Raw genomic sequence first — 20,294 nt, 5'->3', positions numbered from 1 at the left:
AACAAGGCGACTGCGAACGCATCCTCGACACCCCCGAACACGAATACACCCGCGCCCTGCGCGAAGCCGTCCCCGTCCCCGGCTGGACCGTCACCGCCTGACGCTCACTCGCTGTCCGCGTGCCCGGCGTCCTTGCGGCGCCGGGCCACGACCAGCAGCGCGCCGCCGACGCCGAGCAGGCCCGCCGCGCCGAGCGCGAGCGGCAGCAGGGTGTGCGGGTCGGCGCCGGTCGGGGCCAGGGTCGGGGGCTCGCACGCCTGGTAGGCGATCCGCACGCGGCGCGTCGCCGTCTGACCCTTGCGGTTGTGGGCCCGGTAGGTGAGCCGGTCGACTCCGCCGCGCGGGCAGCCGGGCTCGGGGTGGTAGACCAGCTCACTGCCGTGGAGGTGGACGGTTCCGTGCTCGGGCTGCTTCTCCACCACGACGTGCGTCGCGGGCAGGCCCTCGACCAGCGAGATCGGGATCGGCACGGAGGAGGCCCCGCTCGGCAGCTCGACCCGCTCGGCAGGCAGCCGGATCACCGTGGGCGTCGACGGGCTGGGCGAGGGCGTGGTCTCCGGTCCGGGTAGCGCCGCCATCCAGATCTGGCCGACGGGGATGCCGGACTGCACCGAGAACTCGAAGGTGATCGAACGGATCGGCACCGTGGGCCGGAACCAGCCCGCCGCGCCGTCCGTGTCCACGACGTGTCCGGTCAGGGTGTGCGAGCCGGCGTGCCAGACCGGCTCGTCGGTGAACGGCCCTCGTGTGCAGCTGCCCGGACGGGGCGACGAGGCGCAGTAGTTGAAGGCACCCTGCCAGCCGAACTCGGATCCGCTGACCGCCACGCCGTTCTCGTCGACGGCCTCGATGCGGACCCGGTCGGCGTCGATGTCCCCGAGGGCGAACCCCCAACGCCCGGCCGGTGCCGGGGAGTCGAAGGTGACCGTGGTGGCCGACGGCGCACCTCCGCGCGCGGTGCGCACCAGCAGGTAGTCGTGGTTCCTGGAGCTGCCGAACTCCGCACCGAACGGCGTCGAGTCGTTCAGGTAGGTGCTCGACCCGCTGGGGGTGGACGGGCTGGTGCTCGTCGTGGTGAACGAGGCCTGCGGGAAACCCCGCACGGGGAAGGCGACCGAGCCGCCGCCTCCACCGAGGGCCCAGAGCCCGTAGTCCCCACCGGAGGCAGCGGCGGCCGGACCGGCCGCCGCCATCATCGTGGTGACCGACGCCAGCACCAGGCCGGCGACCATCCGGACCCTCGAACGCCGCAGCAGACCGTTCCTCGGCACGACACTCCTCTTCGTTCCGTCCATGTCCCCGACCCTGCGGGGGTGATTGAACGGTCAAGGGAGCGACGCGCCGCCAAGATCACGACGGGTGACGGATATTCACCCCGTCAGCCGACATGTCGGCACCTCAGGTCGACCCGGAGTGACGAGGGTCAGCGACCGAAGCGCCGCGCCGGGCGGACGACGACCTTGCCGAAGTGCAGGGCGCCGGTGAGCCGGATCCGCAGCAGCGGCTCGCGCAGGTCGGCCGGGGAGGGGCTCGCGTCCGGGCGCAGCTTCGTCTTGGCGAACTGGAGCGTGAGCGCGGTCGCGTCGACGACCACGCCCGGCCTGGTGATCAGGCGCAGCGCACCGCCCTTCATGTCCAGCGCGAGGTGGAGCGTCGGGTGGACGATGCGCGCCTGGGTGAAGTCCAACGTCACGTCGCACCAGGCGGGCCGCAGGTCCATCACGGCCGGCACCTCCCAGGCCCCCTCGCGGCGCACCTTGCCGGTGACCTGGCGGATGACCGCGACGCCGTCGTCGCTCTCGGGCAGGTCGGCCGTCAGTGCGGCCAGCTGCCCGAAGGTGCGGGCGGTCAGGGCCGCCTCGACGCGCTCGTCCAGCTCCTCCGACGTCAGCCGACCCTCGGCCGCGGCAGCGCGCAGCCGCTCGATCGCATGGTCGCGGTCGACGTGCGCGGCCTTCAGCCCCGCCGCGCCGACGGTGACGATCTCGCCAGGCATCCGCTCGCCCTCTCGCTCCGGCAACACCCCGACAGGCTCACGATATATCGCGACAGTCGCGTTGCCAAGCGTTCCGACCCGGCGGCCACCGCTCGACGCGACCGACCACTCAGCGGTCGTGGCGGTAGACGGGCAGGGCGCTGCGCGGACCCATCGTGAACGGCGGGCGGCCGGCCAGGTGCACGACCCGGCCGCCGTCGCAGCGGAACCGCAGATCCGTGATCTGCCAGGGCTTGCCGTCCAGTTCCAGCCAGTCCCCCACGTGCAGGGCCAGCGCGGTGCACAGCTCGGGCAGCCCTCCTGGAGGGTGCGATGCGGCCATGGTCGGGCTCCCTCCGGTCCGCTAGTTCCGCCGGGACGCGCGCTGCGCCCCGCCGATCCGGCCCTGCTCGGCGGGCCGGAGGCCCACCCGCTCCTCCGCGACGTCCCGCAGCGCACCGCAGACCTCCGACCGAACCGCCGCGGGACGACCGGGCGGCGGCGGGAGCGGCACCGCGTCTCGGGCGTCCACCCGGCCCGCTCGTCGCGAGCGGGAGGCGGCCGAGGGCTCCACGCCCTCACCCTCCCGCACGCCCACGTTCTGCGCGGCCACCGCCTCGGCCAGACGGCGCAGCGCGGCCGTGCCGGGCGGGGTCGGCAGGTCCGGTCGTTGGACGGCGAGCATCCGGCGGGCCCGGCGGGCGGCCGGGCCGGGGCGGCCGGCGTGGGCGTCGAGCAGCGCCAGGGCGTGGCGGGCGAGCCGGCAGGACCAGCCGTCGCCGCTCCCGCCCGCCCAGGTGATGGCGCGCCAGGCCGACCGGCGGGCCCTGCGCGGCGCGTGTTCGGCCTCCACCAACGCGAGGACCGCCAGGACCGTCGCGGCGGACGGGCCGCCCGGGGCGTAGCCGGGAACCAGCTCCACCGCCTCGCGCAGCAGCCGGACCGCCGCTTCCGGATCGCCGTCGCGCCAGGCCGCAAGGGCCTGGACGAAGGCGATCCGGCCGACACCCGCCCGGTCGTCGGCCAGCAGCGCGGCGGCCCAGGCCGCGCCCAGCGGGTCGAGACCGACGGTCCCGACCTCGACGCGGGCACCCAGCCAGACCGCCAGCCACTGCGCCCGGTGCACCAGCGCCTCCGCGCCCGAGCAGCGTGCGAGCAGGGCGCCGAGCAGACGGCGGCCCTCGTCGGGATCGTGCCGGACCCACCAGAACCACAGGTCGAGCACCGCCGGCAGCAGCGCGTCCGCCTGCTCCGGCGTCGCCGCGGGTCGGCGCAGCACCGCGAGCAGGTTCGGCCGCTCGTCCTGCACCAGCTCGACGGCCTGGGCCTGGGCGCCGCAGTCCCACAGGCTCCCGGCCGTCGCGGCGATCCGGACCACGTGCCGGGCCAACCGGTCCCAGGCCGCCGTCGTCCCGCCCGCCTCGGCCAGCCGCTCGCGGGCGAACTCCGCCGCGAGCCGCGACATCCCGAACCGCGCGGTGCGCACCCCGGCGGGGTCGCCCAGCGGGACCAGCACCCCGGCCGCGACCAACCGCACCAGGCATGCCGGCACCTGCTCCGCGTCGACGCCCCCGCCCGCGCACAGGGCCGCGGCCGACTCCTCGGTGAAGGACCCCGCGAACATCCCGACGCGGCTCCAGACGATCCGGTCGCGCGGGTCGCACTGCGCCTCCACCGTGCCCAGCGCCCGGCGCAACGTCCGGTGCCGGGGGAGGTCGGCCGCCGGGTCGCCGAGTCCGAGTCGGCCGCGCTCGCGCAGCCGCTCCGCCAGTTCGACCGGCTCCAGGCTGTCCAGCTGCCGCGCCGCGTGGGTGAGCGCCAGCGGCAGACCGTCCAGGGCCGTGCAGATCTCCACGAGGGCGGCCGAGGCCGCCGCGTCGAGCACCAGCCCGGGCCGGACCGTGCGCGCGTGTTCGAGCAACAGCCGCACCGCGGGCGCGCCGAGCCCGGACCGCACGGGCAGCGGCGCCAGCCGCAGCACGCGCTCGTCCCCGAGCCCGAGCGGTCGCCGCGCCGTCACCACCACGCGCAGGACCGGGCAGCGCCGCAGCAGCAGCGCCACCAGCCGCAGCGCGCCCGCCTGGACGGCGTCCACGTCGTCCAGCAGCAGCACCGGCTCGCGGTGCTCCGGCTCGGAGACGGCCTCGGTGAACGCGTCGAGTGCGGCGCCGATCTCACCGGCCGCGTCGAGCTCGGCCTCGCCGCCGAGCACCGCGAGCACGGCCGCCACGAGCCGCTGCGCGGCGGTCCGGCCGCCACCGGCGGCAGGAGCGGGAACGCCCGGCCACGGAGCGCCGGACCCGAAGGCGGCGAGCTCCGGCACGCGGACGAGGAGCAGCGCGGTCGCCGTCACCCGGGAGCGGGCGCGCAGTGCGGTCACGGCCAGCAGGCTCTTGCCGACCCCGACCGGTCCGGTGACCGTCACCAGCCGGTGGCGGCTGAGCAGCCCGTGCAGCAGCGCGGACTCGCGCTCCCGCCCGATCAGCGGCCGCGCGGCGCACGGCTCGGCCCACGGCCCGTCCGTGCCCGCTGTCCCGTTCCAGGTCACCCTCGTCATCCCTCTCGACCCCCGTTCCCCGTTTCCCCGCGGGCCGACGCCGGCGGGGGTGCGCGCTGAAACGTTTCGGGCCCCTCCGGGGCGGCGGTCTCCGCGCGTCACGGCTGATCCAACGCGAGGATCGGGCGGGCGGTGTCGCGGGACATCGACGCATGACGCGAGACAGCGATCCGTACGAACGGGAGAGCGAATACGTACGTAGTGATGCCTCCGTACGATCCGGACGCGCCACGCCACGGACCGGACACGAACCACCCCGAGCCGGTCGGACGCGCCACCACACCGGTCCCTGTCCGGAACCGGTCCGGACGGTTCCGGTCATCCGTCACCGGCGCGGGTGAACGGACACCCTCCGACCGGGTGTCCGTAGGTACGCTCACGGCCCATGCACAACACCGGTCACGGACCGCGCCGCCCGGGACGGCTCCCGATGGAGTTCACCAGCTTCGTCGCCCGCGAGGCCGACGTCGCCGCCGTCCAGGGGGCCCTGGCCGGCAGCCGGGCGGTCACCCTGGTGGGGCCGGGCGGCGTCGGCAAGAGCAGGGTCGCGCTACGCGCGGCACGGCCGTGGCAGGCCCGGATGCCGGACGGCGTCTGGTGGGCGGACCTCTCCGCCCTGCGCGACCCCGAGCTGCTGCCGACCACCCTGGCCGCCACCCTCGGCCTGCCCGAGCAGTCCGGGATGGCGCCGACGGACGCGCTGGTCGAGCACCTGAGCCGGCGTCGGCTGCTGCTCGTCCTGGACACCTGCGAGCACCTGCTCGACGCCTGCGCCGAGCTGTGCGAACTGCTGCTGCAGGGCGCGCCGGAGGTCAGCGTGCTGGCGACCAGCCGCCAGCCGCTCGACGTCCCCGGCGAGTGCTGCCTCGCCCTCGCGCCCTTCGCGCCCGAGGACGCGTTGGAACTGTTCGCCCAACGGGCCGCCTCCGCCGATCCGCGGTTCGCCGTCACCGACGCCAACCGGGGCCGGCTGCTGGCGCTGGTGGAGCGCCTGGACGGGATGCCGCTCGCCCTGGAGCTGGCCGCGATGCGGCTGCGCGCCGCACCGCTCGCGGAGTTCGCGGCGCGGCTGGACCACAGCTTCGAGGTGCTCACCGGCGGCCGACGCACCGCCAGGTCCCGGCACCAGACGCTGCGCGCGGCCATCGACTGGTCCTACGACCTGTGCACACCGCGCGAGCGGTTGCTGTGGGCCAGACTCTCGGTCTTCGCCGGATCCTTCGACATCCCGGCCGTCGAGGAGGTCTGCACCGGCGGCGAGCTGCGGCGTGAGCGGTTCCTCGAGCCGCTGATCGGGCTGGTGGACAAGTCCGTCGTCCAGCGGACCGGCCCGGACGGCTCGCGCTACCGCCTGCTGGACACCATCCGCGAGTACGGCGCGGAGCGCCTGGCCGAGCAGGACGACGACGCGGCCGTCCGGGCCCGGCACTTCGCGCACTTCCAGGAGCTGGGCCGCCGCTTCTGGGACGAGCTGCTGACGCCCGCCCAGCTCCCGCACTACGCCGTCGTCCGCGCCGAGCTGCCGGACCTGCGCGCGGCGATCGGCTACGCGTACGCGACGCCGGGCCGCGAGCAGGAGGGCCTGTGGCTGGCCACCCAGCTGTCACCGCTGTGGCGCGCGGCCGGGACGCTGTCCGAGGGCGGCTTCTGGATCGAGAAGGGCCTCGCACTGGCCCCGGCCGACTGCCCCGAGCGCGCCTGGGGCCGGTTGCTGACGGGCATGTTCGCGATGTGGACCGCCGATCTGGGCGCCGCGCCCGAGCGGTTCGCGCAGGCGCGGGAGGTGGCCGAGCGGGTGGGCGAGACGCGGGTCGCACTCTTCGCCGAGGCGTACGAGGGCGCGTTGCTGGCCCTGTGCGGGGAGGTCGAGGCGGGGCTGGCCGCGCTCGACACGGCCCGGTCGCGGATCGTGGCCGCCGACGACCGGCTCGGCATGGCCGTCGTCCACTACGAGGGCGCCCTGCTGCGGGCCGTCCTCGGCGACACCGCCGGAGCGCTCCAGTGGTGCGCGGAGGGCCTGCGGCACCTGGAGGGCTCCGGCGACCGCCAGTTCCGCGCCTCGACGCTCACCGTGCAGGGCGTCATCCAATGGCTGGCCGGCGAGCACGAGGCGAGCGTCGAGTCGCTGCGCCAGGGCCTGTCGGCGGCGGACGAGGTGGGCGAGGCGCTGATCGGCGCGCTGGCCTGCCTGGGCCTGGGCTGGCACGCGGCGGGACGCGGGCGCCACACCCAGGCGGCCTGGCTGCTGGGCTACGCCGAGCACAACCGGCGGTTGTCCGGCGATCCGGTGGCGATGCTGCCGTCGCTGCTGGACGAGCAGGAGCGCGTGGCGGAGCTGGTGGCCGCCGCGCTCGGCCCGCAGGAGTTCGCCCGCCTGCAGCAGGCGGGCTCGCGGCTGACGTCCGCCCAGGTCCTGGCGACGCTGCGGGCCGACGCGGAGCTGCCGTTGCCCGCCGCCCCACCGTCCGCCCCCGCGGCGGGGACCGCGCCCGGATCCTCCGCCGGAACGTCAGCCGGAACCCCGGCCGCGCGGCCGAAGGGCGCCTTCGTCCTGCCGGGCGCGGCGTCGCCGGAGACGCTGACGCCGCGCGAGCGCGAGGTGGCCGGGCTGGTCGCGCAGGGGCTCTCCAATCGGGAGGTCGCCGAGCGGCTGGTGATGTCCAAGCGCACCGCGGACACCCACGTCGAGCGGATCCTCGCCAAGCTCGCGATCGTCTCCCGCACGCAGATCCCGGCCGCGCTCACCCCGCCGAACGGTGGGCCGATGCTCCGTTCGAGCGAATCGGAGTGAGATCGTCCGATTTATTGGGAAGGACCCCGTGCATGTTGCGAGGATTCAAGAACTTCCTGATGCGGGGCGACGTCGTCGTGGTCGCCATCGGCCTGATCGTGGCCCTGGCGTTCAGCACGCTCATCAAGGCGTTCACCGACTTCGTGATCAACCCGATCATCACCCGGATCCAGGGCAGAGGCGCGGTCGGCCTCGGCTGGCAGCTCGGCCGGCCGGGCAACGTCGCCACCTACCTGAACCTCGGCGCCTTCATCTCGGCGATCGTCTACTTCGTGGTGTTCATGGCGGTCGTGTACGCGCTGATCGTGATCCCCTACAAGCACGTGCAGGCCCGTCGCGGGGTGACGGTCTTCGGCGACCCGACCCCGGCGAAGACCTGCCCGGCCTGCCTGTCCGAGGACATCCCCGCGGCCGCGAGCAAGTGCCGCTACTGCGGCTCGGACCAGCCGCCTCAGGCCTGACGGCCCGAGGGCTGCGGCTCCGGCAGCAGCAGACCCAGCAGCAACGCCGCCGGCGGGACCGTGCAGAGCGCGACCAGCGCGCCACGGGGGCCGTGAGCCTGGGCGATCAGGCCGAGGCCGGGGGCGATCAGCCCGCCGACGCTGACCGCGAGCCCCAGCGTGACCCCGGCCGCCGTGCCGGGGCGGGTCGGCAGGTAGTCCTGGCCGAGCTTGACCAGCACCGCGAACGGCAGGTTCAGCGCGGCGCCGGTCAGCAGCGCGAACAGCAGCGGCGGCCAGGCCCCCGGCACCAGCAGCAGCGCGGCCAGGAAGGGCAGCACCAGGGCCGTGCCGCACTGGATCGTGCGGACCATCCCCCAGCGGTCGGCCAGCCGACCGCCCGTCAGCGTGCCCGCCACCCCGCCCGCGAGAAAGCAGGTCAGCGCCGCGGCGGCCAGGGCACGCGAGGCGTGCAGGTCACGCAGCCAGTACAGCTCGACAAAGGTGCTGAGCCCGAAGAAGGCCACCGAGCGCAGCACCTCCACGCCGGTCAGCACCGCGAACGGGCCCCAGCGGTCGGCGCCGTGCGCGGCCGAGGCCCTGGGCGGCGCGAGCTGCGCACGGCGGGCCCGAGCCAGGAGCACGAACGCCATCAGGGCTGCGGGCGGAAGGAAGAGGGCCAGCGCGCCGACTCCCCAGGCCGCCAGCGCGGGCGTGGCCAGCACGGGCGCCAGGAAGAAGCCGACGCTGCCACCCGCCGCGAAGACACTCATCGCCGCCGCACTGTCGCCCGCGTCCACTCGGGCCGCCCTGCCCGCGGCCGGGTGGAACATCGCCACCCCGAGACCCGAGAGCAGGACCAGGCACCACACGGCCGGGTAGGGCCCGACCAGTCCCGCCAGCGCGAGACCGAGCCCGGCCAGGCCCACCCCCGCACCGGCCAGCCAGGGGAGCCGGAACCGGTCGACGGCCAGGCCGAGGAACGGCTGCGGGACGGCGCTGCCGAGCGTCGCGGCCAGGGTGAGGCCGGTCGCGGCGAGATAGCCGTAGTGGCGGTCGAGGACGAAGTAGGGGACGGCGGCCGGCACGAGGCCCTGGTAGAGGTCGTCGACGGCGTGGGCGGCGCCCCACACGCGCATGCGACGCCAGGGCGAGGGCGCGGCCGTGGCGGGGTTTCCGGGTGCGACGGTGGTGGTCATGGCCACCAGCGTGGCCGCCGCGTGCGGGTGCGGGCTTTCGATAAACTGCCCTGTTGTGTCGTCGAACCGCCAAAGTCCTGCTTCGCGCCGCTCGACCCCCCGTCGGGAGCTTCCCGACGCGACCCTCGACGAGCTGGCGCAGCACGAGCGCATCGAGCGGCACCACCACGACCGGCACCAGCTGATCCACCCCGGCAGCGGCATCCTGCAGGTGGAGACCGCGGCGGGCAGCTGGGTCGTGCCGCCGCAGCGGGCGGTCTGGATCCCCGCGTTCACCGACCACGCACACGTGGCCCGGACGCCCACCCGGATGCGCTCCCTCTCGTTCCCTGCCGAGATCGACCCCGTCGGCGCCGCACAGCCCGCGGTCCTGGTGGTCACCCCGCTGCTGCACGAGCTCGTCGCCGCCCTCGCGGAGCCGGACCTCGGCTCCACCGAGGCGCAGCTCGCCACGCTCCGGCAGGCCGCGGCCGACCAGCTCGGCCACGCCGAGCGGTTGTCGACGCACCTGCCCGCCCCGGTGGACGACCGGCTGCGCGCGGTCGCCGCGCTGCTGCACCGCGATCCCGCCGACGCCCGGTCGCTGGGCGAGCTCGGCGCCGCGGTCGGAGCGAGCGAGCGCACCCTCAGCCGGCTCTTCCGCGCCGAGACCGGCCTCACCTTCCCGCAGTGGCGCACCCGGCTGCGCCTGCACCACGCCCTGGACCAGCTGGCCTCCGGACGCAGCGTCACCGCCACGGCGACGGCCTGCGGCTACGCGACCCCGAGCGCCTTCATCGAGGCGTTCCGTGCCGCGTTCGGGACCACTCCGTCCCGTCACCGCGCTCTGCCCTGACGGCAAACACGAGGGGCCCTACCTGCACGATTTCTCCGCAGAAGCCTCACCTGTCCGAGCTGTCACCCCCGTCACCGTGCTCCTAGGCTCGCCAGGTACCGATCAATGGGCTCATCTGCACGGAAGACCGCATGAAGTTCTGCCCCACCTGTCGCCGCCACCTCAACGGCGCGTACTCCTGCCCCGGCTGCGGGACCGCCGCCGCGGACCTGCCGACCGTCCCGCCCACCGAGGCGACGGGCGTCGAGGCCGCGCGCACCGTGGCCTACTCGCACCCGGGCGAACTGCGCGCGACCGAGCCGGGCGCGGACGAGTCGCGCCGGGGTGGACGCGCGGAGCAGCGGGAACAGCAGCGCCGCCGGGCCGCGAAGCGGCGGCGCGGGGTGCTGCTGGGTGGCGTCGGCGTGCTGGTGATCGCCGCGGCGGGCGTGGCGATGGCCAACGTCTCCGGCAACCCCGGCCCGCCACCCCTCGACGCGGGCTCGACCGCCGGAGGCGCCTCGGCCACCGCGCCGGACGGCGCCGTCCCGTCCGTCACGCCCACGGCCAGCTCCGCCGGCGACCACCGCCGGGCCACCCACCATCCGCACCCCTCCGCCTCGGCCTCGGCGACGGCCTCCGCCTCCGCCCGACCGACCGCGTCCCGCTCCCCCGCACCGGGCTCCTCCGGCGGCACCGGCTCCACGGGAGGCGCCTCCACGGCCGGCTCGGGCACGGACGGCGGCACGACGGGCGGCACCCCCTCCACCAAGCCGTCCCCGTCCTCCACCTGCCACCCGATCCTCTTCTGGTGCGGCTGACGCCTTCCTGGACTTTCTGGACCGCTTGGACCGCTTGGACCGCCTGGACCGCCTGGGCTTCCTGTTCGCGTTGACCCGAGGGTCGGCTGAACCGTCGTGGCGCGAGGTGCGTAGGACCAGGCGAAGCACTCGCCCGGCCCCATTCCCGCACTCCCGGGCGGTGGAGGTGGTCCCCATGCCGGTCACGGACGAGACGTCGGCGGCTCCCACGGCGAGGCGTGCGCAGCATCGGCGTGCCGCACCCGCGCTGCTCTGGGCGCTGGCCGTGGTGACAGCCGCCGCGTTGGCGGTGGATGCCTACGTCCACGCGGATCTCGCGCCCGCATACGACTCGATCCGGGCGAGCGTGAGCCAGGGCACGCTGTTCCGCGTCGAGGCGGCCGCCGCGGCGCTGGCCGCGTTGCTCGTCCTGGTGGCCCGGCGACGACGGGCCGCATGGCTCTTCGCCTTCCTGGTCGCGGCGGGCGGGCTGGCCGCGGTCCTGCTGTACCGGTACGTCCAGGTGGGGGCGGTGGGGCCGCTGCCGGACATGTACGAGCCGATCTGGTTCCCGGAGAAGACCGCGTCCGCGGTCGCCGAGGCCGTGGGGGCCGGTACCGCACTACTGGGCCTGGTCCTCGCCTGGCGCATGAACCGGACTGCGGCAAAGGCGCCTTGACGGACGCTCACATGATCGAATCTACTGCTGCCGGTAGTCGAAGCCTGGTACAGGCGGAACGGGGTGGCAGTGGTGCGACACATCAAGAGCCTGCGCGAGTTCATCGAGGAGCTCGACACGATCGGCGACGTCCAGCGGATCGACAAGGAGGTGGACTGGAGCCTGGAGGCCGGAGCGGTGATCCGACGCTGCTACGACCTCGTCGCCCCGGCTCCGCTGTTCACCCATCTGACCGGCTACCGCGACACCGGCTTCCGCCTGCTGGGCGCGCCGGGCGCGCTCAGCAGCTCGGCGAACCCGCTGGCCCGGATCTCGCTGGCGGTCGGGCTCGGCGCGAACGCGTCGGGACAGGAGATCGTCGAGGCGCTGGCGGCGGCGCGGTCCAAGCCCGGGATCCCACCGGTCGAGGTGGCCCGCGAGGACGCGCCGTGCAAGCAGAACGTGATGACCGGCGAGGACATCGACCTGTTCGCCTTCCCGACGCCGCTGATCCACGGCAACGACGGCGGCCGCTACATCCAGACGTACGGGATGAACATCGTCAAGAGCCCGGACGGCTCGTGGACCAACTGGTCGATCAACCGCATGATGATCCACGACCGGTCCACCCTGGCCTGCCTGATCCCCGCGCCGCAGCACCTGGGGATCATCCGGTCCAAGTGGGCCGAGGAGGGCAAGCCGATGCCGATCGCGCTGGCCATCGGCGTGGAGCCGGGCCTGCCGTTCGTCGGCGGGATGCCGATCCCCGAGGGCGCGGACGAGTCGCACTACCTGGGCGCGCTGTTCGGCGAGGGCATCGAGGTCGTGAAGGCCGAGACGGTTGACTTGCTGGTGCCGGCGACGGCCGAGATGGTGATCGAGGGTCACATCGCGCTGGACGAGACGGTGATGGAGGGCCCGTTCAACGAGTTCCCCGGCTACAACGCCACCGAGGCCACGCCCAAGGCCGTCTTCCACGTCTCGGCGATCACCTACCGCGACCAGGCGATCCAGGCGGTCTGCGCGGCCGGTCCGCCGGTCGAGGAGGACCACACCGTCATCGGCACCACCTCGGCCGCCGAGATCCTCTACCAGCTGCGCGAGGCGGGCCTGCCGATCTCCTCGTGCTGGTACAACTTCGAGGCCGCGGTGCACTGGCTGACCATCGCGGTGCGCCAGGACTGGCACGAGACCACGGGCCTCGGGTCGCACGAGCTCGCCGACCGGATCGCCGGGGTGATCTTCCAGGGCAAGCCGTCGGTCAACGCGCCGAAGATCCTGCTGGTCGAGGACGACATCGACATCACCGACCTGAGCCAGGTGGTCTGGGCGTTCGCGACCCGCTCCCACCCGGACGTGGACCGCGGCGAGTTCCACTTCCCGCCCGCGCTGAGCATGCAGCTCGCGGTCTACCTCTCGCCGGAGGAGTCGCACACCTTCCGGGCCGGCAAGGTGATCTATAACTGCCTGCTGGCCGACCTCTACCCGGGCGGCCGACGTCCGGTGAAGGGAAGCTTCGAGAACGGCTGGCCGACCGAGATCCAGGAGCGGGTGCTGAAGAGCTGGACGGAGTACGGCTTCAGCGGCTGATCCCGGCGGTGACTGGGGCCGCCGCGAGACCCGCGACGGCCCGAGTCACCGCGTCACCGCGTCACTGGGACGAGAAGACGCAGCCGTTGTCCTTGTTGGAGTACAGCGGCTGCATCGCGAACGTGCCGGTCGCGAGGGAGACCGTCTGATCGTTGTCCCAGGCGCAGAGGTCGCCGATCTCCTCGCCGTTGGAGTCGACGTAGCCGCTGGACGGCTCCGGGTCGGTGGCTGCCTCGGCGTACTCGTGGCCGCCGACGATGCTGAAGCCGTCGAGCTGGTTCTGCACGGAGTTGGCGCCGCAGCTGCTGCCGGCGTCCAGGACGTAGGGCATGTTGGTGTAGGCGACGTTGCCGTCCCAGTTGTGCCAGGCGCAGAAGCCGGCGTTCGGGAAGCCGTCGGGCTGGCTGCCGCTCGGGCTCATCACGTAGATGTCGACGTTCGGGCCGGAGACGCCGAAGTGCGCGGCGGCGTTGTCGGCCTCGGCGGCGATGTCCGCCTGGGAGGGCGCGGCAGGCGCGGCGGAGCCGTCGTCGGTCCAGGAGCCGCCCAGCACCGCGCCGTTGAAGGTCGGCGAGGCGCCGTTGCCGTCGGTGTACTGGCTGGTGACGGTGGACCAGGTGTCACCGGAGGCACCGAGGCCACCGAAGAGGTTCTGCATGTAGGACTGGACGCCGTTGGCGTCGCTGTCCCACTGGCTGCCCCAGAAGTCCAGGTAGACGGTGGGCGAGGTCTCCAGCGGGCCGCCGCCGTACTGCAGGCCGCCGGTCGAGGTGGTGGGCGGGTAGACCGTGTAGTTGCTGTCGGCCGTCGAGCCGGTGCTGCCGCGCTTGGCGTGGTGGCCGTGCATCCAGACCACGCCGGACGGCTTGTGCAGCTGGACGTGGAACGTCTTGCCGTCCAGGTGCACCGTGACGGTCCGGGTGGCGGGCTGCGCCGCCGCGGCGGCCTGAGTGGCCGACTGCGCCGCGGTGGCGGCGTGGGCCGGCAGCACCGTCAGCGACGCCGACACGAGTGCGGTGGCCGTGGCGGCGGTCAATCCGATGGCGCGGAGAGTGGGTCGCACGAGGGGTCCTCCCTGCTACGTCTCCTGAGTTCCGGTCAGGCAGCATGCTGGGACTCCACCGCGAGGGGTGACAACGGGGTCACGGGCCGCTGGGAGAACTCTGTGAAAACCCTGAGTGCCCTTGCCCGCGTAGGGGACGGTCCATCGAGCCGGCGGAAGGCCAGAACGTGAACGTTCCTGGTTTCACAGTTCAGTCCCACTCCCAGCGGAAGCCCTCGAAACCCGCCTCCCGGTCGAGGCTCACCAGTTGCACCACACCGCCGCGCCCGGGCCGCAACTCCTGGAGGTCGCCAGGCTCGTCGTCGTAGTGGTCGCGCTCGACGCGGTAACAGCGCACCGGTAGGCCGGTGACGTCGAAGTGCACGCGCAGCACCAGCTCCCGCAGCGGTTGCCGGGTGCCGTAGTGGTAGCCGACAGCGCCCTGGGTGCCCTCGCCCGCGCGGTACTCGTAGTCGAACGCGTAGGGCTGGCCGGGCCGCAGCGGGGTGTCGAAGAGCAACTCCGCGACCTGCAGGCCGGTGCCGGCGTCGGTACGCACCCGGCCGAGGCGGCAGCCGTGCAGCGGGTGCACGGTCGGCGGGCCCTCCCCCGCCGCGTCGGGGAGGCTGATGGCGACGAACCGGTCCAGGCCCGGTTCCAGCGGGATGACGATGCGCCGGATCTGCTCCACCGACCAGGAGCGGTCGGCCCGCAGCCAGCGGTCGCCGTGGACGCTCACGTGCTCGTAGCGGCTGTTGACGGTGACGTCGGTGTCGCACAGGCGCATGGCGGCCAGCAGATCGGCCCCGATCACCTGGTCGAAGTCGAGCGCGGCGCCGCCGCCCCGGCGGGGCCGGGCGAAGCGGCCACGGGGTCGGCGCGGGCCGAGCAGCGCGACCAGCGCGGAGGGCGGCAGGCCGCACAGCTGCTCGATCGCACCGACCGCACGCAGCGAGTCCGGGCGTTCGGGCCGACGCAGGCCACGCTGCCAGTAGCTGAGCGTGGAGATCCCGACCGGGACGCCGTCGGCGGCGAGACGGCGGCGCAGGCTGTCCAGGCTCAGCCCGGACTCGGTGATCGCCAGCTGCAGGGCCGTTTCGAACGGTCCGGTCCGCAGCGCCGTGTTCAGGGCGCGCGAGAGCCGCCGGGTCGGCACCTGCCCGGCGCCGGTGGAGACGGTACGTCGGGGGTGGCTCCGAGTGACGCCCGCGCGCTCGTTCACGTTCCGCTCCCACCCTCCGCCCACGCCCCGCTCACGCGGGGCCGGGCTGCTGCCGGACGAATCGCCCACAGGGTTCCGGGGTCAGCCTGTACGCGTCAAGACGCGGCCCCGGGCCCCCTCCGTAATCACACCCTTCTTTCACGAGCCGACGCGCCGAGCGGCGGCGCCTGTCCGGGCGAGGCGCCCGATCCGGTGTTGTACTGGGTCATATGGCAGGTGGACAGGCACGTCGTCGCAAGCGCCGCGCCGCACGCGCGGAACAGGCCCGCCAGGCCGAACGGATGCGCACGCGGATGCGGCTGCTGATCGAGCTGACCGCGCGCAACGACGTCTACCGCAAGGGCCTGGTCGCCGCGGCCACCGGGCTCAGCCCCCAGGAGGCGGTCATCATGACCGACCTGGAGCGGCACGGCCTGCAGGTGCAGCAGTTGCACGACGTGCTGTGCGGCGGCCACGTCCTCGTGGACGACCCGGAGCTGTACGAGCAGTGGAGTTTTCCCGAGGTCAGCCACCACCGGCTCTCCTCGCACCACCGCGACGTGGACAAGTCGCGCTACCCGGACATCGGCATGCGCGGCCCGGTGGTCCGCGAGAAGCTCCACGGGCGCACCGCCACCGGCACCTGGATGCAGTTGGAGAAGACGCCCGCCGCGTTCGGCAAGAAGAAGCTCCCCAGCCTGAACGACCTGAAGCACCTGATGGACTACGTCGTCTACCGGATCACCCGCAGCAACGTCGGGCCGTGGGGCCTCTCGCGGGTGACGGAGCGGCGCCCGATGTACCTCTCGCCCGCGCTGTCGGTGCCGATGGCCGTGGGGCCCGAGATCTCCCGCACCCTCACCGAGGCACTGCGCGGTATCGAGGCGGCCGACGACGTCACCTCCGCCTCCGCCGACCTGGCCGCGCGCTTCCCGCCGCCCGAGCCCAGGGACCCGACCGACGAGCTCGGGCGAGCGCTGGACGGCCGGGCCGGGCGGGGGCTGTTCGGCAGCTCGCAGGTGTGGGTCAGCGAGGCCCCGCTGCCACCCGCCGCGCAGGTGCTGTTCCACCCCGGCGAGCTGCCGCAGCCGGGCACCCGCTGGATCGGCACCCAGCCCACCAGCACGCCGCCGCAGGAGGTCGACCGATGAGCGACGCCGACACGACACCACCCTCGCCGCCCTCGCCGGGGGACCTGCCGGGCGCGGTCTCCGTCCCCGACGGCATGGTGGCGGCCGTGGTCGACCTGGTGGAGACCGGCGCGGTGCCGCTCGGCGCCTACACCATCGCCGAGCTCACGGTCGTCGACGCCGTCGTGGACTTCCTGGAGGCACGCCCCTCCGACGAGGTCCTCGCCGAGGCGGTCCGCTCGCTGGCGGCCCGGCAACTGCTGGTGGCCGGCAAGGGCGAGGACCAGATCCAGGTACGCGGCGACCTCGGCATCGCCGTCGCGTTCCAGCGGCGCGCCCGCACGGTGCTGGACGCCCGCGTCGCCGGGACCGGGCCGGGCGAGCCCTGGCGCACCCTGGTACTGCCGCAGCCCGAACGCGTCTGCCTGCTGGTGCGCATCGACACGCTCGGCGTCCACGAGGTCTCCCTGCACTCCCTGGAGGAGACCCTGCAGATGCTGGCCGACTGGCTGCCGCGCGGCCAGTGGGCCGAGCCCGCGCCGGGCGACGACCCGGACGCGGTGCTGGCGGCAGCCCCGCGCTCGGCGCTGCTGACCGCGATCGCGTACAGCGCCGTCGGCTCGGCCGAGACGGTCGAGTCGACCACGGACCTGGTCCTGGCCCTGCGCGAGGGCCGCCTGCACGCCTACGCCCGCGATCCGGGCGACGCCGCCCGCCTGGTGCGGCAGGACATGCGCGGCCGGGGCGTGCGCGACACCGTCGCGGCCCTGATGGGCGTCACCCGCCGCCCGAAGGCGGAGCAGGACGCGGTCAGCGCCCCTCGTTGAGCAGCGCCAACTGCTCGGTCAGCGTCGCCACGTCACGGAAGGTCAGCCCGAGCGCGGCCACGTGCTTCCAGCGCAGCACGCCCTCCGCGTCCACGACGAACACCGAACGGCGGACCATCGCGCCGAGCGTGATCCCGTACGCCGTCGCCGCCGTGCGCCCGGTGTCGGCCAGCAGCGGCATCCGCAGGCCGTGCTTGCGCGCGAAGGCCTCGTGGCTCTCCACGTCCTGGGTACTGATGCCCCACACCGTCGCGCCGAGCTCGGTGAACTCCTCCAGGCCCGAGGAGTAGGAGCACAACTGCTTGGTGCAGACGGGGGTGTCGTCGCCCGGGTAGAAGGCGAGCACGAGCGGACGTCCGCGCTGCTCCGACAGGGTCAACTCACTGCGGACCGCCGCGCCGTCCACCAACTGGACCGCCGGCAGTGTGAAGTCGGGCGCCGTTGCGCCCACCACGGGACTCTTCGCCATCCGCACAGCGAACCACACCGGGCAGCCCGGGCGGCAGGCGGGGCTAGTGTGAGAAGCCCGACGAGCGATGCTCGAGGCGGGGGCCGTAGGCTGCGGGTATGACGGATTCGATCACGGACGCCCCCACCGCCGACGACGCCCTGGAGACCCTGCTCGCCGGTAACCGACGCTTCGTCGACGGATCACCCGAGCACCCCAACCAGGACGCAGCCCGTCGCGCCGCGACGGTGCCCACGCAGCGCCCCTTCGCGGTGCTGTTCGGCTGCTCCGACTCCCGCCTCGCCGCCGAGATCATCTTCGACCGCGGCCTGGGCGACCTCTTCGTCGTCCGCACCGCCGGCCACGTGATGGGCCCCGAGGTGCTGGGCAGCATCGAGTACGGCGTCAGCATCCTCGGCGCCCCGCTCGTCGTCGTCCTCGGCCACGACCAGTGCGGCGCGGTCGGCGCGGCCTGCGACGCCCTCGACGGGGCCGCGGGCGCGCCCGGATACGTGCGCGACGTGATCGAGCGGGTCACCCCCAGCGTGCTGGCGGCCCGCGCGGCCGGGATCGAGTCGCGCGACGACATCGTCAAGGAGCACATAAAGCAGACGGTGGACCTGCTGCTGGACCGTTCCCGGGTACTGGCCGAGGCGGTGGAGGCCGGCCGCACCGCGATCGTCGGCCTCTCCTACGCCCTCGCCGACGGCGCCGCCCGCCCGGTCTCCGCCCACGGCCTGAGCCACCCCTTCGGGCCGGTCCCGGCCAGCCGGGCGTAGGCCTCCGCCGTGACGGCCGGAGCCGCCGACCTCGCACCCCCGGCCGCACGACGCCGTGTCCGTCGCCGGGAGGCGTCCGACCTGGCCGTGTGCGCGCGGGTGCTGCGTGACGTCCACGCTGGCGACGGCTACCCGGTGGACTGGCCCGACGATCCGGTGCGCTGGCTGACCCAGGCGTCCCTGCTGGACGCCTGGGTCGCGGAGCTCGACGGCGAGGTGGTGGGCCAGGTCGGCCTGTGCCGAAGCTCGACCGGGGATCTGGCGCCAGGCGAGTGGAGCCACCGCACCGGCCTGCCGCCCGGGGCGACGGCCGTGGTCAGCCGTCTGTTCGTCGCCCCGACGGCGCGCGGCCACGGCCTGGGCGCACTGCTGCTGGCCCAGGCCACCCACGAAGCCCGCAGCCGCGGCCTGCACCCGGTGCTGGACGTGGTGTCCACCGACACCGCCGCGGCAGAGCTGTACCGCCGCGCGGGCTGGAGCCTGCTGGCCACCGTCGAGGACGAGTGGGCCCCGGACCGCAGGGTCACCGTCCACTGTTACGCGGCGCCGCCACGGCACTAGCTGGTGCCGTGGCGACCGGCTAGAGGCCCGCGCGGCGCTGGCGCTTGGCGAGGGGGGCCTGTGAGAGGTCCTGGGAGCTGGTGCGGAGGTTGCGGTGGCCGTAGCCGCGGGAGGCGAGCCAGGCCTTGGCCGCGTCCTCGGCGCGGATCTCCGACAGCAGGATGTCCTCCTCCGCCTCCCCGGTGTCCTGGAAGCGGAAGGTGAAGGCCGTCCGCGCGGCAATGTCGTAGGTCATCTGCCCCTCGGGCGTGAACTCGGCGTGCAGGACGTCGTGTTCGGCGGCCCTGGCGGCCAGCTCGGCGCGCTGCTCGGCGCTGAGCCCGTCGAAGACGCCGCGGACGGTGATGCGGAAGGTACGTGTGCTCACGTGCCGACACTAGCCGCGCGACCAGGGCACCCTCCACCTGGTTTCCGCGGGCGGCTCGGGCGACTCGGCGGCCTTCAGCAGGGCGGTGACGGCCCGGAGGAACGGGCGCGGGTCGGCCGTCAGGCCGCTCCGGCGCAGCAGGTGGGCGCCGTCCGCCCACTCCCCCAGGACCGCGCCGGGCTCGCCGGTGAGCGGGTCGACGGCGTAGTCCAGGGTGAAGCACCGCGGCGCCGAGCCGTCGGCGCGGTGGGCCATGACGAGGGCGAAGGCCTCGCCCGCCGCGCGGGGCGCGGGGAGGACGACGAGCACCAGCCCGTACTGCCCGGCGCGGACCAGGCTGCCGTGCAGCCCGTCGACCGGCAGCCGCTGCTCGGCGGGGAAGTGCGAGGCGTACTCCTCCCACAGCCGCTGCAGCTCGGTGTCGAGCTGCGCGGGCGGGACCGCGTCGAGGTGGGTGAGCGAAGGCAGCAGCCGGTGGGCGAACCGGTAGTGGTGCGGCCGCGGTTCGGGCAGCGCCCCACCGTCCCGACGTCTGTCCCGACGTATCATCGATCCCCCAGCGTTCCCGGTTGCCGCCCACCCCACGAAGATCAGGACGTCGCTCCCGGGCTCCCGGTTGCCCGGCCATCCGTGGTTGGCCGGGCGCGGGCACGGTCGGGCGCGGGTCAGACCTCGCGGAGCAGCTTCTCCGCCTGTTCGAGCTGGCGGCGGGCCATGGCGAGATTGGACTTCTGCCGGTCCAGGGCGAGGTAGAAGAAGAGGCCCTCGGTGCCTGGAGCGGTCATCGGGCGGATGACGTGGTACTGGCCGGTGAGGGTGATCAGGATGTCGTCGATCTCGCCCTTGAGGCCCAGCATGTCCATGGTCCGCATCTTGGCGCGGACCACGTCGGTGTTGCCCGCGGCGGCGGCGCTCAGGTCGAGTTCCGCCCCGCCGCCGATGGTGCCGAGCGCCAGCCCGCTGTTGTAGTCCACGAGCGCGGCGCCGATCGCTCCCTCGATGCGCATGGCACGGGCGAGGGCTTGGTCAGTGGTGGTGGTCATGTGCGGTGACTCTAAGCAAGCTGCCGGTCACAGGATCGAATATTCAGGTAAACGGACGCACGCGCGGCGCCC

The 20,294-nt window shown here is 74.1% G+C and carries 21 protein-coding genes; 10 read left to right on the top strand and 11 right to left on the bottom strand.

Translation table 11 applies throughout. The features are described from left to right. Positions 1-104: 104 nt before the first annotated feature. From BMY61_RS28300 to BMY61_RS28285, 4 genes are all read right to left on the bottom strand, one after another. Positions 105-1,295 carry a hypothetical protein gene (locus BMY61_RS28300; RefSeq protein ID WP_143094551.1) on the bottom strand — a complete coding sequence of 397 codons (1,191 nt, stop codon included), beginning with the start codon at positions 1,293-1,295 and terminating at the stop codon, positions 105-107. A gap of 128 nt (positions 1,296-1,423) precedes the next feature. Next, on the bottom strand, positions 1,424-2,023 hold the full coding sequence (locus tag BMY61_RS28295; protein WP_236656134.1) for a DUF1707 SHOCT-like domain-containing protein: 600 nt from the start codon (positions 2,021-2,023) through the stop codon (positions 1,424-1,426). Between the two features lie 82 nt (positions 2,024-2,105). Beyond that, positions 2,106-2,318 (bottom strand): PTS glucitol/sorbitol transporter subunit IIA family protein, encoded by a 213-nt coding sequence (locus tag BMY61_RS28290; RefSeq protein ID WP_042451356.1) that lies wholly within the window; start codon positions 2,316-2,318, stop codon positions 2,106-2,108. Between the two features lie 21 nt (positions 2,319-2,339). After that, positions 2,340-4,523 (bottom strand): ATP-binding protein, encoded by a 2,184-nt coding sequence (locus tag BMY61_RS28285; protein WP_075004096.1) that lies wholly within the window; start codon positions 4,521-4,523, stop codon positions 2,340-2,342. A 394-nt stretch (positions 4,524-4,917) separates the two neighbouring features. Here BMY61_RS28285 and BMY61_RS28280 point away from each other — a divergent pair, with 394 nt between their 5' ends. Together BMY61_RS28280 and BMY61_RS28275 are read left to right on the top strand one after the other, a co-directional pair. After that, positions 4,918-7,323 (top strand): LuxR C-terminal-related transcriptional regulator, encoded by a 2,406-nt coding sequence (locus BMY61_RS28280; RefSeq protein ID WP_042451360.1) that lies wholly within the window; start codon positions 4,918-4,920, stop codon positions 7,321-7,323. A 32-nt stretch (positions 7,324-7,355) separates the two neighbouring features. Continuing rightward, entirely contained in the window at positions 7,356-7,784 is a 429-nt protein-coding gene (locus BMY61_RS28275; protein WP_042451361.1) for a large conductance mechanosensitive channel protein MscL, read from the top strand. On the opposite strand, the gene BMY61_RS28270 is transcribed toward BMY61_RS28275, so the two are convergent. Beyond that, positions 7,775-8,962: an MFS transporter gene (locus BMY61_RS28270; protein WP_042451562.1), complete on the bottom strand. Its 1,188-nt coding sequence runs from the start codon at positions 8,960-8,962 to the stop codon at positions 7,775-7,777. The two genes, BMY61_RS28275 and BMY61_RS28270, sit on opposite strands and share 10 nt — an antisense overlap. Positions 8,963-9,017: 55 nt before the next feature. On the opposite strand from BMY61_RS28270, the gene BMY61_RS28265 reads away from it, so the two are divergent. From BMY61_RS28265 to BMY61_RS28250, 4 genes are all read left to right on the top strand, one after another. Then, positions 9,018-9,797: an AraC family transcriptional regulator gene (locus tag BMY61_RS28265; RefSeq protein WP_236656136.1), complete on the top strand. Its 780-nt coding sequence runs from the start codon at positions 9,018-9,020 to the stop codon at positions 9,795-9,797. Between the two features lie 131 nt (positions 9,798-9,928). Further along, complete coding sequence (locus BMY61_RS45330) at positions 9,929-10,597, top strand: SCO2400 family protein (protein WP_042451363.1); 669 nt, start codon at positions 9,929-9,931, stop codon at positions 10,595-10,597. A gap of 175 nt (positions 10,598-10,772) precedes the next feature. Then, positions 10,773-11,255, top strand: coding sequence for a hypothetical protein (locus BMY61_RS28255; protein WP_042451365.1), 483 nt, complete (start codon positions 10,773-10,775; stop codon positions 11,253-11,255). Between the two features lie 63 nt (positions 11,256-11,318). Continuing rightward, positions 11,319-12,824, top strand: coding sequence for a UbiD family decarboxylase (locus BMY61_RS28250; protein ID WP_201777597.1), 1,506 nt, complete (start codon positions 11,319-11,321; stop codon positions 12,822-12,824). Between the two features lie 61 nt (positions 12,825-12,885). Here BMY61_RS28250 and BMY61_RS46520 read toward each other — a convergent pair whose 3' ends face one another. Continuing rightward, on the bottom strand, positions 12,886-13,887 hold the full coding sequence (locus BMY61_RS46520; protein ID WP_161791290.1) for a hypothetical protein: 1,002 nt from the start codon (positions 13,885-13,887) through the stop codon (positions 12,886-12,888). 190 nt (positions 13,888-14,077) lie between these two features. Beyond that, positions 14,078-15,088: a hypothetical protein gene (locus BMY61_RS28240; RefSeq protein WP_052438951.1), complete on the bottom strand. Its 1,011-nt coding sequence runs from the start codon at positions 15,086-15,088 to the stop codon at positions 14,078-14,080. 209 nt (positions 15,089-15,297) lie between these two features. Between BMY61_RS28240 and BMY61_RS28235 the strand changes: the two genes are divergently transcribed. Then, positions 15,298-16,218 carry a hypothetical protein gene (locus tag BMY61_RS28235; protein ID WP_143094550.1) on the top strand — a complete coding sequence of 307 codons (921 nt, stop codon included), beginning with the start codon at positions 15,298-15,300 and terminating at the stop codon, positions 16,216-16,218. Beyond that, a complete protein-coding gene (locus tag BMY61_RS28230) occupies positions 16,215-17,024 on the top strand; it encodes a hypothetical protein (protein WP_042451370.1) in 810 nt (269 codons plus the stop codon). Before BMY61_RS28235 ends, BMY61_RS28230 begins: the two co-directional genes overlap by 4 nt. Here BMY61_RS28230 and BMY61_RS28225 read toward each other — a convergent pair. Further along, positions 17,008-17,493, bottom strand: a complete 486-nt coding sequence (locus tag BMY61_RS28225) for a peroxiredoxin (RefSeq protein ID WP_042451372.1) — start codon at positions 17,491-17,493, stop codon at positions 17,008-17,010. The genes BMY61_RS28230 and BMY61_RS28225 overlap by 17 nt on opposite strands. Positions 17,494-17,591: 98 nt before the next feature. Here BMY61_RS28225 and BMY61_RS28220 point away from each other — a divergent pair, with 98 nt between their 5' ends. Together BMY61_RS28220 and BMY61_RS28215 are read left to right on the top strand one after the other, a co-directional pair. Beyond that, positions 17,592-18,251 (top strand): carbonic anhydrase, encoded by a 660-nt coding sequence (locus BMY61_RS28220; protein ID WP_042451374.1) that lies wholly within the window; start codon positions 17,592-17,594, stop codon positions 18,249-18,251. A gap of 9 nt (positions 18,252-18,260) precedes the next feature. Then, positions 18,261-18,812: a GNAT family N-acetyltransferase gene (locus BMY61_RS28215; RefSeq protein WP_042451376.1), complete on the top strand. Its 552-nt coding sequence runs from the start codon at positions 18,261-18,263 to the stop codon at positions 18,810-18,812. A gap of 19 nt (positions 18,813-18,831) precedes the next feature. On the opposite strand, the gene BMY61_RS28210 is transcribed toward BMY61_RS28215, so the two are convergent. The 3 genes from BMY61_RS28210 to BMY61_RS28200 form a co-directional block, all read right to left on the bottom strand. Next, positions 18,832-19,179 (bottom strand): DUF6204 family protein, encoded by a 348-nt coding sequence (locus BMY61_RS28210; protein ID WP_042451378.1) that lies wholly within the window; start codon positions 19,177-19,179, stop codon positions 18,832-18,834. A 9-nt stretch (positions 19,180-19,188) separates the two neighbouring features. After that, on the bottom strand, positions 19,189-19,728 hold the full coding sequence (locus tag BMY61_RS28205; protein WP_042451380.1) for a hypothetical protein: 540 nt from the start codon (positions 19,726-19,728) through the stop codon (positions 19,189-19,191). A 116-nt stretch (positions 19,729-19,844) separates the two neighbouring features. Then, positions 19,845-20,222, bottom strand: coding sequence for a hypothetical protein (locus BMY61_RS28200; protein ID WP_042451381.1), 378 nt, complete (start codon positions 20,220-20,222; stop codon positions 19,845-19,847). Between the last annotated feature and the right edge of the window lie 72 nt (positions 20,223-20,294).

Origin of the sequence: Streptacidiphilus jiangxiensis (assembly GCF_900109465.1) — a bacterium.
GTDB classification, from domain to species: Bacteria; Actinomycetota; Actinomycetes; order Streptomycetales; family Streptomycetaceae; genus Streptacidiphilus; species Streptacidiphilus jiangxiensis.
This window is presented reverse-complemented; position numbering and strand designations above follow the sequence as displayed.